The sequence below is a fragment of the Aeromicrobium sp. REDSEA-S38_B2 genome, from assembly GCF_001628525.1.
Lineage (GTDB): Bacteria > Actinomycetota > Actinomycetes > Propionibacteriales > Nocardioidaceae > Aeromicrobium > Aeromicrobium erythreum.
This window is the reverse complement of the sequence record NZ_LUNH01000007.1, coordinates 1-17,091: the sequence shown is the minus strand read 5'-3', so window position 1 is coordinate 17,091 and position 17,091 is coordinate 1. Positions and strand designations below refer to the sequence as shown.

13 protein-coding genes are annotated in these 17,091 nt (G+C 70.7%); 5 read left to right on the top strand and 8 right to left on the bottom strand.

Annotation, left to right across the window (positions count from 1 at the left end):
* Positions 1 to 76: 76 nt before the first annotated feature.
* The 5 genes from A6Q81_RS01470 to A6Q81_RS01450 form a co-directional block, all read right to left on the bottom strand.
* Entirely contained in the window at positions 77 to 769 is a 693-nt protein-coding gene (locus tag A6Q81_RS01470; protein ID WP_067859452.1) for a VldE C-terminal domain-containing protein, read from the bottom strand.
* Between the two features lie 93 nt (positions 770 to 862).
* Positions 863 to 2,125: a uracil-xanthine permease family protein gene (locus A6Q81_RS01465; protein WP_286689271.1), complete on the bottom strand. Its 1,263-nt coding sequence runs from the start codon at positions 2,123 to 2,125 to the stop codon at positions 863 to 865.
* A 58-nt stretch (positions 2,126 to 2,183) separates the two neighbouring features.
* Entirely contained in the window at positions 2,184 to 4,010 is a 1,827-nt protein-coding gene (locus tag A6Q81_RS01460) for an FAD-dependent monooxygenase (RefSeq protein ID WP_286689270.1), read from the bottom strand.
* Positions 3,995 to 4,642, bottom strand: coding sequence for a VOC family protein (locus A6Q81_RS01455; protein ID WP_286689269.1), 648 nt, complete (start codon positions 4,640 to 4,642; stop codon positions 3,995 to 3,997). Before A6Q81_RS01455 ends, A6Q81_RS01460 begins: the two co-directional genes overlap by 16 nt.
* 18 nt (positions 4,643 to 4,660) lie before the next feature.
* Positions 4,661 to 5,632 carry a fumarylacetoacetate hydrolase family protein gene (locus tag A6Q81_RS01450; RefSeq protein WP_286689268.1) on the bottom strand — a complete coding sequence of 324 codons (972 nt, stop codon included), beginning with the start codon at positions 5,630 to 5,632 and terminating at the stop codon, positions 4,661 to 4,663.
* Between the two features lie 110 nt (positions 5,633 to 5,742).
* Here A6Q81_RS01450 and A6Q81_RS01445 point away from each other — a divergent pair, with 110 nt between their 5' ends.
* On the top strand, positions 5,743 to 6,351 hold the full coding sequence (locus A6Q81_RS01445; protein ID WP_286689267.1) for a TetR/AcrR family transcriptional regulator: 609 nt from the start codon (positions 5,743 to 5,745) through the stop codon (positions 6,349 to 6,351).
* Between the two features lie 11 nt (positions 6,352 to 6,362).
* Here the strand turns inward: A6Q81_RS01445 and A6Q81_RS01440 are convergent, their stop codons facing one another.
* The 3 genes from A6Q81_RS01440 to A6Q81_RS01430 form a co-directional block, all read right to left on the bottom strand.
* The gene (locus A6Q81_RS01440; protein WP_067859468.1) at positions 6,363 to 6,851 is read right to left on the bottom strand and encodes an Lrp/AsnC family transcriptional regulator; all 489 of its coding nucleotides are present in this window, start codon (positions 6,849 to 6,851) and stop codon (positions 6,363 to 6,365) included.
* 70 nt (positions 6,852 to 6,921) lie between these two features.
* Positions 6,922 to 8,844, bottom strand: coding sequence for a transketolase-like TK C-terminal-containing protein (locus tag A6Q81_RS01435; protein WP_286689274.1), 1,923 nt, complete (start codon positions 8,842 to 8,844; stop codon positions 6,922 to 6,924).
* A gap of 750 nt (positions 8,845 to 9,594) precedes the next feature.
* Entirely contained in the window at positions 9,595 to 10,620 is a 1,026-nt protein-coding gene (locus tag A6Q81_RS01430; RefSeq protein ID WP_286689266.1) for a hypothetical protein, read from the bottom strand.
* Between the two features lie 249 nt (positions 10,621 to 10,869).
* On the opposite strand from A6Q81_RS01430, the gene hrpB reads away from it, so the two are divergent.
* The 4 genes from hrpB to A6Q81_RS01410 all read left to right on the top strand — a co-directional run bounded on the left by hrpB (position 10,870) and on the right by A6Q81_RS01410 (position 17,031).
* Positions 10,870 to 13,395, top strand: a complete 2,526-nt coding sequence (gene hrpB, locus A6Q81_RS01425) for an ATP-dependent helicase HrpB (RefSeq protein ID WP_286689265.1) — start codon at positions 10,870 to 10,872, stop codon at positions 13,393 to 13,395.
* Positions 13,396 to 13,516: 121 nt separating this feature from the next.
* The gene (locus tag A6Q81_RS01420; RefSeq protein ID WP_286689264.1) at positions 13,517 to 14,140 is read left to right on the top strand and encodes a TetR/AcrR family transcriptional regulator; all 624 of its coding nucleotides are present in this window, start codon (positions 13,517 to 13,519) and stop codon (positions 14,138 to 14,140) included.
* Positions 14,137 to 15,771, top strand: coding sequence for an MFS transporter (locus A6Q81_RS01415; RefSeq protein WP_286689263.1), 1,635 nt, complete (start codon positions 14,137 to 14,139; stop codon positions 15,769 to 15,771). The genes A6Q81_RS01420 and A6Q81_RS01415 overlap by 4 nt, the downstream gene beginning before the upstream one ends.
* Positions 15,772 to 16,101: 330 nt before the next feature.
* Positions 16,102 to 17,031 (top strand): toll/interleukin-1 receptor domain-containing protein, encoded by a 930-nt coding sequence (locus A6Q81_RS01410; protein ID WP_286689262.1) that lies wholly within the window; start codon positions 16,102 to 16,104, stop codon positions 17,029 to 17,031.
* The last annotated feature ends 60 nt before the right edge of the window (positions 17,032 to 17,091 follow it).

The window sequence follows — 17,091 nt, the reverse complement described above, 5'->3', positions numbered from 1 at the left end:
CGGGCTCGATGACGCGCGCCAGCCACCGCTGAGACTCCCGGAGCACGACGTCGACGTTCCTCCGGCCAGGCCCGTCCTACACGGCGTCGGGCAGCCACACCTGGTAGCCGGTGTACGCGGTCGTGCCCTCGGCCGCACCCACGCGGTGCTGCGCGATGTGCACGTGGTCCTCGTGGCGGATCGTGGGGCTCGAGCTGGTGCTGCACGGTCCGTAGGCGCGCACACCCTCGTCGGCGCGGGCCGCCGTCCAGATCTTGCAGTTCCAGATGATCTCCTGCACGCCCCACCGTTGCGCCAGGCCGGCGGGCACCGCGTTCTTGTCCTTCTTGGTGAACGCGTAGAGGATCGCGTCGCCGGCCTTCTTCTGCGCCGCGTTGTTCACGTTGAGGAAGTGGTCGACCGCGCGACCTTCGGCGTGGAGGCTCCACTCGTTGCTGTTGGCGATCTTGCGGCAGTTGTAGAGGCCGCTGGCGCGGGTCGTCGGGAAGTAGTGCTGCAGGTAGTTCTTGAGTCGGATCGTGCCGGGCTGTGTCTTGCCCGCGCAGTAGGTCGACCTGTTGCTCCCGAGTCCGTCGATCCCCCCACGGGTGACGCGGTTGTCTCCGGGGCCGATCTGGCTCGGGTCGTAGCCGGGCTTCACCGTCACCCACCGGCCGCTGGCGGCATCGGTCTCGGCAGCCTGCGACGACGCAGCCGGGGCGGCCACGAGGGCCAGGGGCGCGACGACCGCGGCAAGGGTCGTGAGCAGCTTCTGTCGGAACGTGGACATCGGTCCTCCTTCGTGTGGACGGTCCGTCCGGCCACACGAAGGAGCCTCGGCACAGGTGCTGCGAGACCGCTGCGACGCGACTGCGAAGCCGGCTCAGACCGTCTGTCGCCGCTTCTCGACGAACGTCATCACGTGGAACACGACGAGCGCGGCGATGGTGCCGAGGGCGATGCCGTTGAAGACCATGTCGCCGACCTTCAGCTCGGGGTTGCCGATGCCGATGACGAGGGCGACGCCGGCGGTGAGCTGGTTGACCGGCACCGAGAAGTCGACGTGGTTGTCGATCCAGATCTTGATGCCGACGATGCCGATGAGGCCGTAGAGCGCGATGGTGACGCCGCCGAGCACACCCGTCGGGATGGTGTTGATCAGCGCCCCGATCTTCGGCGAGAACGACAGCAGGACCGCGATGGCGCCGGCCACCCAGTAGGCCGCCGTCGAGTAGACGCGCGTGGCGGCCATGACGCCGATGTTCTCGCCGTAGGTCGTCGTGCCCGACCCGCCGCCGGCGCCGGCGATGCTGGTCGCGATGCCGTCGGCCAGCAGCGCGCGGCCGGTGCGCTCGTTGATCGTGTCGTCGCCCGTGAGCTGCGCGACGCTGCGCACGTGGCCGACGTTCTCGGCGATGAGCACGAGCACCACCGGGAGGAACGCGGGGATGAAGACCCAGCTGACCTCGGGGGTGCTGAAGTCGGGCAGCCCGAACAGCTTCGCGTCGCGGACGGGCTGAAAGTCGAGCGCGCCGGTGACGGCCGCGTAGACGTAGCCGGCGAGCACGCCGACGATGATCGACAGCCGTCCGACGAGTCCCTTGAACACGACGACGGTGAGCACGAGGACGACGAGGGTGACGACCGCCATCCACGGCCCGGCCTGGGCGTTCTTGATCGCCGTGGGCGCGAGGTTGAAGCCGATGAGCGCCACGATCGAGCCTGCCACGACGGGCGGCATGAGGGCGTTGATCCAGCCGATGCCGGTCCGGACGACGATCGCCCCCACCACGGCGAGGAGCACGCCCGTGACGAGGATCCCGAACATGGCCACCTCGATCGACGCACCCGACGCGGCAACCGCGCCGATCGGCGCGAGGAACGCGAACGACGACCCGAGGTAGCTGGGCAGCCGGTTCTGCGTGAGGACGAGGAACAGGATCGTGCCGAGGCCGGAGAAGAACAGCGTGGCCGTGACCGGGAACCCGGTGATCGTCGGCACCAGGAACGTCGCGCCGAACATCGCCACCACGTGCTGCGCACCGAGCCCGATGGTCCGCGGCCACGTCAGCCGCTCGCCCGGCCGGACGATCTCGCCGTCGGGGATCGTCTTGCCGTCGTGGTGCAGGGTCCAGTTCAGGGGCATGGAGGGATTCTGGCGGAACGACGGGTCTCGTCGCGCACCGCCCTGGCGTCCCGTGAGGTCAGCGGGCCGCCGTGGCGCGCGCCGCGGAGCCCGACCAGACGGGCCCCCACGACCGGTGCAGGAACAGCGCCAGCCGCACGCCCGACTGCAGCGGAGGCTGACCGGAGCGCCAGACGACGTGGCCGTCGGGGCGCACCACGACGGCGCCGCGCTCCCCCACCTCGAGGAGCCGGACCGCGTCGGGGCGCGGGCCGGCCGGTCGCACCTCCCGCACCACGACCGGGACGGGCAGGCGCTCCCCCACTGCCTCGACCCACGACTCCCATGCGTCGGGGTCGAACGTCAGCAGGGTGAGCCCGCGGTCCTCGACGAGCGTGTGGACGGAGCGTCCGTCGTCGAGCGGCAGGTACGGCAGGCGGCAGCCCGGCCAGGTGGTGGGGCGGTGCCGCAGGACGCCCTCGTCGACCACGGGCTGCTCGCCGGGCTCGCGGTCCACCAGCCGACCCCCGTAGGCGTAGCCGAACTCCAGCCCGGTGGCCACGAAGTGCTCGATCTGGCCCGGCACGGTGTCGACGACGTGCTGCCGTGCGCGCTCGCCGGCCGCCGTGGTGCCCCGCAGGGCCGCCGTGCGCCCGAGCTGCAGGCGCGTGGCGCGCTCGGCGAGAGGCGCCATGACGCGGGCCGGCAGCCACGAGAGCGGCGGGCTGCTGACGGCACGCGTGGCCTGCCGGAGCGAGCGGTTGGTCACCCCCACGACCTTCGTCACCTCGTCGAGCCGCAGGTGGTTCGCGACGCTGTACTCCGCGAACCGCTCGACGACCGGTCGCCGCTCCTGCTCGTACGTGTCGAGCAGCGACGTGCTCGCCTCGCCGCTCAGCACGGCGTCGAGCTTCCAGGCGAGGTTGTCGGCGTCCTGCACGCCGCTGTTGAGCCCGAAACCGCCCGTGTGCGGGAAGCGGTGCGCCGCGTCGCCGACGAGGATCAGGCGCCCGCGCCGGAAGGAGGTGGCGACCTGCGAGGTCATCTCCCACGTGCCGGTGGAGCGGATCTCGACGTCGTGGTCGCGGCCGAGGATGGTGGGCACCATCCACTCCCAGTACGTCCGGCTCGACTGCGCGACCTCCTGCCCCGGGTGCAGGTAGACCGTCATGAGCACGTAGCAGTCGTCGGCGTGGGCGATCATCACGCCGGCGAAGTCGGGCCGATAGATCCAGGTGAGCAGCGGTCGGGTCGCACCGGCCGGGTAGAGGTCGGGGGCGCGGAAGAACGCGCTGCCCATGCGCGCGAGCACGGGCCCCTCGAGCCGGAGACGGGCGACGTCGCGGAGCCGGCTGTTGGCACCGTCGGCCGCCACGACGAACGCGCTGTCGACGTCCTCACGACCGAGCTCGGACGTCAGCCCGACGCGCTGCGTGCCGTCGGGCAGGACGCTCAGGTCCTCGACCTCCACGCCGCGCACGAACGTGACGAGCGGTGCGCGGTCGAGCGCGGCCCACAGCTCGCGCATCAGCTGGTGCTGGCCCACGTGCGATCGCAGGTACGGGCTGTACGTCCGGACGGCAGCCACCTCGTCGGCGTCGTCGAGGAAGTTGAGGTCGGCGATCGGGTCGTGCAGGTCCGACGCCCAGCGGATCGTGCCGAGCTCGGACAGCGGCGGGCTCAGCGCGGCCACGGTCGACGCGAGCAGCGGGTCGGCCTTCTCCCAGATCTCCAGCGACGTCGCGTTCACGACGTGGGCCGCGGGGTGCGTCAGCGGCTGACGTCGACGCTCGAGGACGGTGGTGGCGACGCCGCGGCTGGCCAGCAGCAGGGCGAGGGTCGAGCCGGCCGCGCCCGCACCGACGATCGTCACGGGCGGGCCGGGCACCGTCAGAGCGTCTTCCACGTGATCGTCTTCTTGTTGGTCCGCGGCTTCTGCCCCGGCGGGGTGCCCGCGCCCGGCACCAGGAGGTCGGCGGGGTCGTCGCCCCGGCGCAGCCGCGCGAGCAGGTAGTCGGGGTCGAACATCGTGCCGATCGGGTTCCTCTCGAACTCCTTCGTGCCGAAGAAGGCGGCCGTCTCCTCGATGGTCGGGAAGTTGTCGACCTGGAACTCCAGGCGGATGCCGTCGGGGTCCTCGTAGTAGAGCGACGTCGTCGGACCGTGGTTGATGGCCCAGACGGGATCGATCCCGCGACCCTTCAGCCGCTCGTAGGTGTCGAGCAGCTTCTCGATGGAGAGGAACTGCACGGCCAGGTGGTCGACGCCGTAGATCTTGCGGCGGTACCGCGCGAACGGGAACAGGAACCGCACGAAGCCGGGCACGCCGATCAGCGCCAACCGGTGGTGCTCGTGGTCCCAGCTCAGGAACGTGAGCTCGGAGTCCTCGTGCACCACGCGCGCGCCGAACACGGTGGCGTACCACTCGGTCATCTCGCGCCGCCGGGCCGTCTTGACCACCCAGTGGGCGAGGAAGTCGGGGGCCTCGTCCCAGGGACCGGGGGTGCGCTCGGCGGTGCGCTCGTCCTGTTGTGCCATGGTCGTCCTCTCGGGGCGTCAGACGTCGCGTGGGGCGACGATGGTGGTGCGTTGGGTGCCGAGGTCGGCGGCTCCCAGCGGGTGGCTGATGGACGCCGTGACGACGTCGCCCGGCACCAGGTACGGCTTCTTCAGGTTGGTGCGCACGAACGCCTGCCAGAGCCGACGCTCGCCGAGGATCGCGGTGGCCAGACGTCGCACGACGGCGGGCGGCGAGCCCGCCGTGATGCCGGACGGCGTGCCGGTGAGCAGCAGGTCGCCGGGGTCGAGGTCGCAGAAGGTGCTCAGCTCGGTCAGGGTCTCGGCCGGCTTGTGGAGCAGGTGGCGCGTGCTGTCGTGCTGGCGCACCTCGCCGTTGACCGCGAGCGTCAGGTCGAGCTCGTCGATGAGGCTCATCTCGTCGCGCTCCAGGACGGTGAGGTACGGGCCCACCGGGCAGAACCCGCGGTAGCTCTTGCCCTTGAGGAACTGGCCCTGCGGCAGCTGGACGTCGCGGGCGGAGAGGTCGTTGGCGACGGTCACGGCGAAGACGTGGTCGGCGAGGTTATCGCGCGTGACGGTGACCGGCCCGCGCACGCGGCTGCGCAGCACCAGGGCCATCTCGATCTCGTAGTCGAGCAGGCGCACGTGGGCCGGCCGCACGACGTCGTCGAACGGTCCGGTGACCGACGCGTCGGTCTTGTCGAAGAACAGGTTGAAGTCGAGGGCGTCGGGGTCCATCCCCGACTCGATCGCGTGCTCGCGGTAGTTCACGCCCTGGCACATCACGCGGCACGGGGTGGTGACCGGCGAGAGCACCTCGACGTCGTCGAGCGCGACCGAGCCGGACTCGGCGGCACGAGCCCGCCAGTCGTCCTCGCCGTGCTCGACGAGGTCGCCGGTGGTGGCGTAGGCGCCGTCGAGCGGGGCGACGAAGCCGTCGACACCGAGCACGCCCCAGGCCGGGTCCGCGGACGCGCCGGTCCGGTATCGCAGCAGGTTGGTCGCCACAGGTGCTCCTTCGTCGACGGCTCTCTCCCCCAACCGTAGGACGCTTTTTGATCGTGAGTCAAGAACTTGACCAGTCGTCAAGATCGAGACGGGTGGCCTACTGTGGTGGCGTGACGACGCAGGACCAGGCACGGACGCCGCGACCACCCCGCGTGGACCGGCGCCAGGCACTCCTCGACGCCGCCATCGCCCTGTTCGTCGAGCGTGGCTACGACGACGTGGGCGTCGGCGACGTCGCCGCGCGCGCAGGCGTGGCGCACGGGCTCGTGTCGTACTACTTCGGCGGGAAGCGCGGGATCGCGGCCGAGGCGCTGCGGCAGGTGCTCGCCGAGGTGAGCGCGCACCAGGCGCCTCGCCCCGACGAGACCACCGTCCGGGAGCGGCTCGAGGGCTTCGTCGGGCGCCACCTGGAGTTCCTCGCCACCTATCGCGAGGGGTACCTCGCGCTCCTGCACGGCGCCGCCGCGGCACAGCCGGAGGTGCGGCAGCTGCTGCGCGAGGCGCGGCTCGAGGGCGCGGCCACGGTGGCCGAGGTCGTCGGCCTGCCCCAGCCGCTCTCCCCCCTGCACCGGGTGGCGATGAGCAGCTGGGTGGCCGTGCTCGACACGTGCGCCGAGGAGGTGGCGGCCGACGACACGCTCGACGTCGGCACGCTCACCACGTGGGCGGTCGACGTGCTGCTCACCAGCCTCGACGCGCTCCCCGAGCCGCCGGCCTGACGGCTCCTCGGTCAGTCGTCGAGGTCCTCGCCGCGCGCCCAGTCGCGCATGACGATGAGCGTCTTCGTGTGCGTGGTGCGTCCGGTGCGGCGGATGCGGTTGACCACCCGCTGCAGGTGGTCGACGTCGTGCACGCGCAGCCGAACGAGCACGTCGGGGTCGCCCGCGATGGTGAAGACGTTCTGCACCTCCTCGATCCCGCGTAGGAGCTGCTCGAGCTCGCCGGTCTCGGTGTCGCCGGTGAGCCGGATCTCGGTGAACGCGTCGAGGTCGCCGGCGGCCCGGTCGTCGACGACGGTGACGTAGCCCTTGATCACGCCGATCCGCTCGAGGCGGTCGATCCGGCGGCTGACCGGGCCGGGCGACAGGTTCACCGCCCGCGCCAGCTCGCTGACCGGCGCCCTCGCGTCGCGGCGCAGCAGGTCGAGCAGACGGCGGTCGACGTCGTCGAGACGTGCCGCCCGTGGGGTCGCCCGCGACCCGTCACCGGCCTGCGCCATCACGCACCTCCCTGTCGGAGGCACCCAGGGTAGGGCAGGCCTGCTTCCGACCACGGGTGCCGGCGGACGGTCACCGTCCGGCGAGGGTGAGCGCGGCATCGACGATGGAGGCGGTGTCGATGCCGTGCAGGCGGTACGCGTCGTCGACGTCGCTCGACTGGCCGAACTCGCGGACGCCGAGCCCGACCAGCCGGTCGCCTCGCAGGCCGGCGAGGAACGACAGCGTGTGCGGGTGGCCGTCCATCACGGTGACCAGCGGGGCGGGGTGCGCGGCCGGGAACAGCACCTCCGCGATGTCGCTCGCGTGGTGCGCGCCCACGCGACCGCGCGCGTCGTAGGAGCGGTAGACGAGGTCGGGGCTGGTGAGGCACACGACGCCCGCCCGGACGCCGACTGACGCGAGCCTGTCGGCGGCGGCCAGCACCTCGGGCATGACCGCGCCGACGCCGACGAGGGTCACGTCGTCACCACCAGCGGGGTCGCCCAGCCGGTAGCCGCCCGCGACGGCGTGCCGTCGACGTCGCTCGAGCAGGTCGGGGTCGTCGGGGAGGCGGGCTGCCGTCTGGTCGAGCGGACGGGTCGACAGTCGGAAGTACGCCGACGTGCCGTCGGGCCGGCCCACCTGGCCCATCGCCGCGAGCAGGCACCACTCGAGGTCCTGCGCGAACGCCGGCTCCCACGCGACGCAGCCGGGCTGCTCGAGCCCGATCGACGGGGTGGTGATCGACTGGTGCGCGCCGCCCTCGGGCGCGAGCGTGACGCCCGAGGGCGTGCCGACCAGGATCGACTGGCCGCCGGCGTACATGCCGTACGACCACGGCTCGAGCGCCCGGGCGACGAAGGGGTCGTAGAGCGTCGCGAGCGGGATGAGCCGCTCGCCCCACCGGCTCCAGGTGGTGCCGAGCTCGCCGAGCAGGCCCACCAGGTTGACCTCGGCGATGCCGAGCTCGATGTGCTGACCTCCGGTGCCCTCGGCCCAGCGCAGCGTGCGCTGCGCGTCGTCGGCGAACCAGTCGCGTCGGTCCTGCGCCGACCAGACACCGGTCTTGTTGATCCAGCCGCCGAGGTTGGTGGAGGAGGCGACGTCGGGGCTGCAGGTGACGACCTTCCCCGCGACCTGGGGCGCCTCGCGCGTGAGGTCGACGAGGAACCGGCCGAGTGCGGCCTGCGTCGACACCGGGGCGCGGTGCGACCGGCCCAGGGCCACGGGCAGGGCGTCGACGGTCGGTGTGGCGACGGGCTCGCGGCGCAGCGCCTCACCCCGTCGGCGGCAGAGCTGGTCGGCGGCGGAGCCGGGCTCGAACGCCCGCCACGGGTCGGCGCGGTCGGCACCGACCTCCGCAGCGTAGGCGTCCATCTGCTCCTCGGTGAGCAGCGCGGAGTGGTTGGCCGGGTGGCCCTCGATCGGCAGCCCGCGGCCCTTGATCGTGTAGGCGAGGACGACCGTCGGTCGGTGCGTGTCGACGTGGCGGAACGTGTCGACGAGGAGGTCGAGGTCGTGCCCGCCCAGGTCGCGCACGGCCTCGGCGAGGGTGGCGACGGACAGCGACCCGACGAGCGCCGTCAGCTCCGCGCTGGCGTCGTCGCCGAGGATGCGGTCGGGCAGCTCGGCCGGGTCGGCGCGCAGCATCCGCTGGTACTCCTCGTTGGGCATCGACTCGAGCCGGCGGCGCAGGTCGGCGCCTCCGGGGCGCTCGAAGAGGGACGTGATCGTCCGGCCCCACGCCAGGGTGAGCACCTGCCAGCCCGCGGCCTCGAACATCCCCTCGAGGCGGTGGACCTGCACGTCCGGCACCACACGGTCGAGCGACTGGCGGTTGACGTCGACCACCCACAGCACCTCGCCGAGCCCGGCGACGGCAGGGTCGGCGACGGCCTCCCACACGGCACCCTCGTCGAGCTCCGCGTCGCCGACGAGGCTGATGAACCGTCCTGCGGGGGCGACGTCGGCGACGCGCGAGTCGAGGTAGCGGTGCGCGAGCGCGGCCCAGATCGCGGCCGTCGCGCCGATGCCGAGTGTCGGGGTCCTTGAGCCGGCTGGGGTAGCTCTGCAGGCCGCCCTTCTCGCGCAGCCGCCCGAGGTAGGAGGCGTCGAGGTCGCCGAGGAGGTAGTTGACGGCGTGCAGCACCGGCGAGGCGTGCGGCTTGACCGACACCCGGTCGTCGCGCTCCAGCTCGGAGAACCACAGGGCGGTCATGATGTCGACCATCGACGCGCTCGACGCCTGGTGCCCGCCGACCTTCACCCCCGATGCGTTCGGCCGCCCGTGGTTGGCGGCGTCGACGATGGCGGTGGCGATCCACCGCACTCGCTCGGCCACCTCCCGCAGGGTCGCGGAGGTGTCGGCGGACGTGGGGGCAGGGAGCAGCTCGGTCATCGGGGCCTCGCTCGGTCGCAGGACGGGCGGTCGCCCAGCGGGTCGCCGCGAGCCTTCTGGGCCCGCGTCCACGACCACGTGGCGTACCGCGACGGCGTCCGGGGATCGCCCGGAGGTCCAGGGTGGCTCTCGACGTTCGTCGCGAGGAAGCATCATGACCGAGTTCGCCTCTATACGTGACTTTCGTGCGAGTTGAGACGCAGCTGCAGCGCAAATGTGCCGCTGAGAGCACGATTCAGTCTCTACGCGACACTTCGCAGTGAACGGCCGTCACCAAGGCCGACCGTCCGGTCAGCGTCGCCCTCCCTGAGCGACAAGACTCACCGCACGACCGGTTTCATCCGGCAGGACAACCGTGGTGCTGACTATCGCCTGATGAGGGCACTCAGAATGCCCGAGAGCCCATCATCAGGACCCGCTGAGTCTTGTTGCAGATACGCCTCGATCACCGTCCGACCCATGTCGTGAATGAAACGTTGCCGCTCCGTCGCGTCCTCGATCTGCTCCCCGTAGGCGAACATGGTGTTGAGAGCCACGGAGAGGTCCCGATTTCGCTGTCGGTTTCTGTCGCGTACCCGAGACCGCGTCAACAGCACGCCCGCGACCGCAGCCAAAGCCAGTGCGGCGGTCAAATGGGCTCCGAGGACTTGAGTCTCCGACAGCCGAAGACCATGACCGCCGAAGAGGGCACAGTAGTGAGCAATCAGGGGAATGAGAGAGAGGAAAGCGCCGAACACGACGATCCCAATTCCCACATTCCACGCCTTGTTGGCCTGCCCCTCGGCAGCCTGCGCCTCCGAGTCGAAAAAAGAGGAGGCTTGCGCGTTAGTGGTCTGGGTGATCAGGGTTTTCAAGCGAGACGATTGCGAGTCGATGCTTGCCTTGCTGCTCTCGAAGTGCTCTGAGAGCTCATCGGCAGCTGATCGCAACTTCTCTGCACGATCCTCCGCCTCTTTGCGCACAGAGTCGATTGCGGACGACGACGACCTGGCGGCCTCCAGCACGGTCGTCCACTGATCACTTTCGATTGGAAACGGAGTCGTCCAGGGCAGCGAAGTCATCGCGCCCACTCCCGCGACATCCCCTTGCTGAGCGAAGTTGACCGCTTGACCGAGAGGATCGACATAGTTGAGGCCGAGTGGGGCCGCGAGTCGAGCGAGGTCAACCGCCTTCGACCGAAGAGATGGATCTCCCATCATCGTGCCAACGACATATCCGGCCGCCTGTGGAAACCCTCCCCGCACCGCAGTCTCTGCGAATGGGATCGCCTCTCGCCAGCCGGCTTCTCCCTGCTGATGCAGAAACCAAGCAAGCAATGCCGAAGCGAGGGGATTGCCGCCCTCTGCCGCCGGACGAACTTGAGCCTTTGCCGGTTCCGGCTGCCCCTGCATCCACGTTTGAGTAGCCGACGTGAAGGCGTCGGCATCAAAAGTTGGGTATCCGGCGGTCGCGGTAGGAGGTGAGCTCGACACACGGTCAGCATCCCTACCTCCACCGACAGAAAGAACTGTGCCGGAAGTAACGAGCACGTCGACCTCGCCAGCGGAAGAGCCTGACCGCAAAGCAAGCTTTCAGAAGAGAGATCGCTTGCTTTGCAATCTTTCGAGATCGCGGCAGCACCCCTCAGGCACACTGCACACGTGCCCGACCCGCTCCACAACCTCCTCGCCGCGCCGCCCGACCTGCCGGTCGTCGCGGGGCTGGCTGCGCTGGGCGAGGCGGTGCGAGGTCGGGGCGTCGCGGTGGTCCAGGCTCCTCCCGGGACCGGCAAGACGACGCTCGTCCCGCCTGCGGTCGCGGTGGCCGTCGAGGGTCGCGTGGTCGTCACGCAGCCGAGCCGGATCGCCGCTCGCGCCGCCGCGCGACGGCTGGCGCACCTGCTCGGGGAGCCGGTCGGCGAGACCGTCGGGTACGCCGTCCGCGGTGACCGGAAGACGAGTCGGCGCACGCGGGTCGAGGTCGTCACCACCGGGCTCCTGCTGCGACGCATCCAGCACGACCCCGAGCTGGCCGGCGTCGGCGCGGTCGTGCTCGACGAGGTGCACGAGCGCCACCTCGACGCCGACCTGACCCTCGCGCTGCTCGTCGACGTCCGCGCCAACCTGCGCGACGACCTCGTCCTCATCGCGATGTCGGCCACCGTCGAGGCGGAGCGGACTGCAGGGTTGCTGGCCTCGGTCGAGGAGCCGGCGCCGGTGGTCGACGTCCCGGGCGCCCTGCACCCCGTGCAGTCCATGTGGTCCTCGGCGCCTCCCGGCGTGCGTCGGACCGACGACCGCGGCATCACCCCGGCCTTCCACGACCACGTCGCCTCGACCGTCCGCCGGGCGCTCGCCGAGCACGAGGGCGACGTGCTCGTCTTCGTGCCGGGCGTCGCGGAGGTCGACGCGACCATGCGCCGGCTGCACGACGTCGACGCCGACGTGCGCCCCCTGCACGGACGCCTGCCCGGCGCGGAGCAGGACCGTGCGCTCAGCGAAGGTCCGCGTCGCCGGGTCGTCGTCTCGACCGCGGTCGCGGAGTCGTCGCTGACCGTGCCGGGCGTGCGGGTCGTCGTCGACGCCGGCTTCTCGCGCGAGCCGCGCACCGACCACCGTCGCGGGCTTTCGTCGCTCGTGACGGTGGCGGTGAGCAAGGCGGCCGCGGAGCAGCGGGCGGGTCGCGCCGGACGTCTCGGACCGGGTGCCGTGCTGCGCTGCTGGTCGAAGGAGGAGCACGCCCGCCTGGCCGACCACCCGGAGCCCGAGATCGCCACCGCCGACCTCACCGCGTTCGCGCTGGAGGCGGCCTGCTGGGGCAGCGACGACGTGCGCGACCTGGCCCTGCTTGACCAGCCGCCCGAGCACGCCCTGGCCACGGCACGGCAGACGCTCCTTGAGCTCGGCGCGACCACCGACGACGGACGAGCGACCGCCCGCGGCCGCGTGATGGCGAGCGTGCCCGTCGACCCGCGGCTCGCGCGAGCGCTCATCGACGGGTCCCCACTCGTCGGGGCCCGGCGGGCGGCCGAGGTGGTGGCGATGCTGGGCGAGGACGTCCGCTCACCCGGCGGCGACCTCGTCGCGGCGCTCCGCTCGCTGCGCTCGGGCCACCGGTCGGGGCCGTGGCGCGACCAGGTGAAGCGGCTCGAGGCCATCGCGAAGGAGCACGCAAAAGAGGCGACCGGTGCACGATCGCTCACCGACGACGTCGCCGTCGGCCTGGTCGTGGCTCTCGCCCACCCGGACCGCGTCGCGCGGAAGCGCGCGGGCGGATCGGTGTACCTGATGACCGGCGGCACCGGCGCTGCCTTCGACCCCCGCGACCCCAGCCCGCTGGCTGGCCTGGAGTGGCTGGCTGTCGCCGACGCCGACCGACGGTCCGGGCAGCGCGAGGCCCGCATCCGCTCGGCCGCGCCCCTCACCGAGGACCTCGCGCTCGAGGCCGCGGGCTCGTCGTGGACCGAGGTCGACGAGGTCACCTGGGTCGACGGTCGGGTGCGGGCGCGCCGCCGCACGCTGCTCGGCGCGATCGAGCTCTCGTCGGTCCCGATCAAGGACCCGCCGGCCGACGCGGTGACCGCAGCCATCCGGGAGGCGTTGGAGGTCGAGGGCATCGACTTGCTCACCTGGTCGGAGTCGGCCACCGCCCTCCGCGCCCGTCTCGACTTCCTCCACCGCGCGATCGGCGCCCCGTGGCCCGACGTCAGCGACGACGCCCTGACCGAGACCCTCGAGTCGTGGCTCGGACCGCAGCTCGCGCGCGTCCGCTCCGCCCAGGACCTCCGCCGCATCGACGTCACCTCGGCCCTGCGCGCCCTCCTGCCCTGGCCCGACGCGAGCCGGCTCGACGACCTGGCGCCCGAGCGGGTGGAGGTCCCCAGCGGGTCGAGCGTGAGGATCGACTACGCCCAGGAGCAGCCCGTGCTCGCGGTCCGACTGCAGGAGGTCTTCGGCTGGACCGCGACGCCGACCCTGGCGGACGGCAGGATCCCGGTGCTGCTGCACCTGCTCTCCCCCGCGCGTCGACCCGCCGCGGTCACCGCCGACCTCGACTCCTTCTGGGACAACGGCTACCCGGGCGTCCGCGCCGACCTTCGTGGGCGCTACCCGAAGCACGCCTGGCCCGACGATCCCCGCAGCGCCACCCCGACCCGACGGACGAAGCCGACACGCGACCAGCGGTGACGCCGAGCAGCGCGTCGAGGATCCTCGACGCGCAGGGGTTGCGCCGCGATGAAACGTGCCCGTACCATCGGAAAGAACGATACCGTTTCGTTTCATCCGCGACCGTCGCACCAGGAGCACCATGACCCCGGCCGAAGCCGCAGCCGCCCGTCCTCGCGTGGAGGGCGAGCGTGAGCACGAGATCCTCGAGGCAGCGCTCGACGTCCTGGCCGACGTCGGCTACGACCGCCTGACGATGGACGCCGTGGCCTCCGCCGCGCGAGCGTCGAAGGCCACGCTGTACCGCCGTTGGGACACCAAGGCCAGCCTCGTCCTGGAGGCCGTCCTCGCCCAGAAGGGTCCTCTCGCGGCCGTGCCCGACACCGGCAGCCTGCGCGGCGACCTCCTCGCCTCGCACTGCGGTCGCGGGGGGCTGACCGACGAGCGTCAGATCGCGATCTTCAGCGCCGTGCTCACGGCCCTCGGCCGCGACGCCGAGTTCGCCGACGGCTTCCGCACCCGGGTCCTCGGCCCCAAGGTCGAGGCGACCCAGGAGCTCTTCGCCCGTGCCCGCGAGCGTGGTGAGGTCCGCGACGATGTCGACCTCGACATCGTCGGGCCGGCCCTTGCCGGCATCGTGCTGCACCGCGAGTTCGTCCTCGGCGAGGTGCCCACCCCCGAGAGGGTCGCCGCCGTCATCGACCAGGTGATCCTCCCCGCCGTCCTGCGCCACTCCCCCGACCAGACCCCCAAGGACCCCTCATGACCGACACCACCCCCGACGCCGGGAGTCACCTCACCGAGCCGGAGGACCTCACTCCCGAGACGAACCGCCGGCTGGGCTGGGCGCTCGTCATCATCTGCATCGCGCAGCTGATGGTCGTGCTCGACGCGACGATCGCCAACATCGCCCTGCCCTACATCGCGACCGACCTGAAGATCGGCCAGGCGAACCTGCAGTGGATCGTCACGGGCTATGCCCTCGCGTTCGGCGGCCTGCTGCTCCTCGGCGGCCGCCTGGCCGACCTCTACGGTCGTCGCCGGATCTTCATGACCGGCCTCGTCGTGTTCGCCGTCGCCTCGGCGTTGGGCGGACTCGCCCAGAACGAGCCGATGCTGCTCGCGTCGCGCGGCCTGCAGGGCATCGGCGCGGCGCTGGCCGCTCCCGCCGCCCTGGCGCTCATCACGACGACCTTCCCCGCGGGCCCCCTGCGCAACCGCGCGTTCAGCGTCTACGCCGCGCTGTCGGGTGTGGGCGCGGCGATCGGCCTGATCCTCGGCGGCTGGCTGACCGGCCTGGAGCTGGGCAACCTCGAGGGCTGGCGGCTGACGTTCCTCATCAACGTGCCGATCGGCCTGGTGGCGGCGTTCCTGGCGCCGCGGTTCCTGCCCGAGAGCAAGCCGCAGCGCCTGCCGCTCGACATCCCCGGCGCCCTGAGCGGCACCCTCGGTCTGGCCGCGCTGGTCTTCGGCCTGTCCCGGGCCGGCGACGAGCGCTACGGCTGGGGCGACACCTCGACCGTCGTGCCGCTGGTCGTCTCGGCCGTGCTGCTCGTCGGCTTCATCGTGATCGAGCGCTCGGTGAAGAGCCCGCTGCTGCCCCTCGACATCTTCGCCAGCCGCGCCCGCTCGGTCGCGTTCGCCTCGATGATGATCACCCCGGCGGCCATGTTCGCGATGTTCTTCTTCCTGTCGCTGTTCGTCCAGAACGTGCTCGGCTACAGCCCGCTGCACACGGGCTTCGCGTTCCTGCCGTTCACGGTCGGCATCGTCATGGGCGCGACCCTCTCGTCGAAGCTGATCGCGCGCATGGACCCGCGGTTCATCGCCGGAGTCGGCACGATCCTGGCCGGCATCGCCCTGTTCGGCTTCTCGCGGATCAGCGTCGACGACAGCCCCGCCCACCTGCTGCGCATCGCAAGTGGCAGCGGCTCGCTGAGCGACGACGTGAACTACTGGACCGCGATCGCGCCGTTCATCATCCTGATGGCGTTCGGCATGGGCCTGGTGTTCGTGACGATGACCCTGGTGGCCGTGCACGGCATCCCTTCGGAGGAGTCCGGCATCGGCTCGGGCGTGCTCAACACCATGCAGCAGGTGGGCGGCGCCATCGGCCTGGCCGCACTGTCCACCGTCGCCCTGCACTTCTCGACCAACCGCGGCGAGGAGATCGGCGGCGCCCTCCAGGCCACGTCCGGGTCGGGTGCCGCCCCCTCCCCCGACGCCGCCGACCGACTGAACGCCCTCATCGGCCAGGCCGCCTTCACCGAGGGCGCGACCCACGCGTTCCTCGTCGGCGCCTTCATGATCTGGACCGCCTCGGCCATCATCTGGCTGCTGCTGAACGTCAAGCACGACGAGCTGGCGACGGACGGGCCGGAGGGCGTCGCCGTCTGATCCTGACGTCGGGTGCCCTCCATTGAGCACCCGACTCTTGGGGCCAGTCCTCTAGGTCGGGTGCCAGCGCCGAGATCTTGGGGTGAAGACGTCGATACGTTTCGCCTGGCCGACAGGCGCAGTGACATTTGTCCCGGCAACACACGAGCGGCCCCAGAAGCACTGCCCCGAAGAGGAGGCAGCAGCTACCTCGGGCTCAACGTAGTGTCGGTGAATGTCACGAAGGCCCGCTTCGCGATACGAACTATGCCTCCGACTCGACGTCCGCTGCCCTGCGAGTCAATTGCGTGAGGCCGTTAGTTGTCCCCTCCGACGTATATGGTCGAACGCATGAGCGATGTCGATGGAAAGCACGTCTTCCTGTCATACGTGAAGGAAGACACGGAGGCCGTCGATCGACTGTGCGAAGTCCTTGAAGCGGCGCAGATTCCTTACTGGAGAGATCGCAAGTCTCTAGGACCTGGGGACATCTGGAAAGCGAAGATCCGTGAAGCGGTGCGGGACGGCTCCCTCGTGTTCCTAGCTTGCTTTTCCGATGAGTCGCGTGCGCGCGAAAAGTCGTACCAGAACGAAGAACTGACTCTCGCAGTCGAAGAGTTCCGCAAAATGCCTCCAGGGCGAACCTGGCTGATTCCTGTGCGTTTCGACGGGGGGCCGGTTCCCGAATGGGACCTGGGGGCGGGGCGGGTCTTGGGCGACCTCAACTACTCCGACCTCTTCGGCGACCAGTACACAAGAGAATCTGTCGAGCTGGTGACGACCATCCATCGCCTGATGGGCGAAAAGCGCCTCGATGCTGCGACGGCCATGGCGGCCGTAGAGCAGGCCACGGCGGTGAACCGCCCGGACCTGCTGCGACGCATGACCAAAGACATGTTGCTGGAGCAGGCGCGGCGTATCGAGCTCGACGAGTTGATCTCCCGAGAGGTGCAGAGGGTTAGTGAAGTCGTAGCGGATAGGGACCGCGTTGCAGGGCCTATGGAGGGCTTAGGAGAAGAGATCTACGTGAAGGTCGCGGCCCAGGCGCACGACCTCTGGAAGCTATCCGAACCCTTTTGCGCCTCCCTCCAGGTCGCGACGAGATGGGGCACTGGGAACGATCTCGACCCCTGGCGTACCGGTATCCGAGCGTTTGCGCAGGGAGCGGCGAAGCAGGACAGCGGCATGCCCGCTCTGCTCGAACTCCGTCACATTCCGGCAGTAGTCGCGATCATGACCGTCGTTGGGCTCAACCGGTTGTTGCAAGTAGCCCTTCGTTGAGGGTCTGGGCTGGAGTCTTCCATCCGAGGGTCTGGCGTGGGCGGGTGTTCAGGCGTAGGG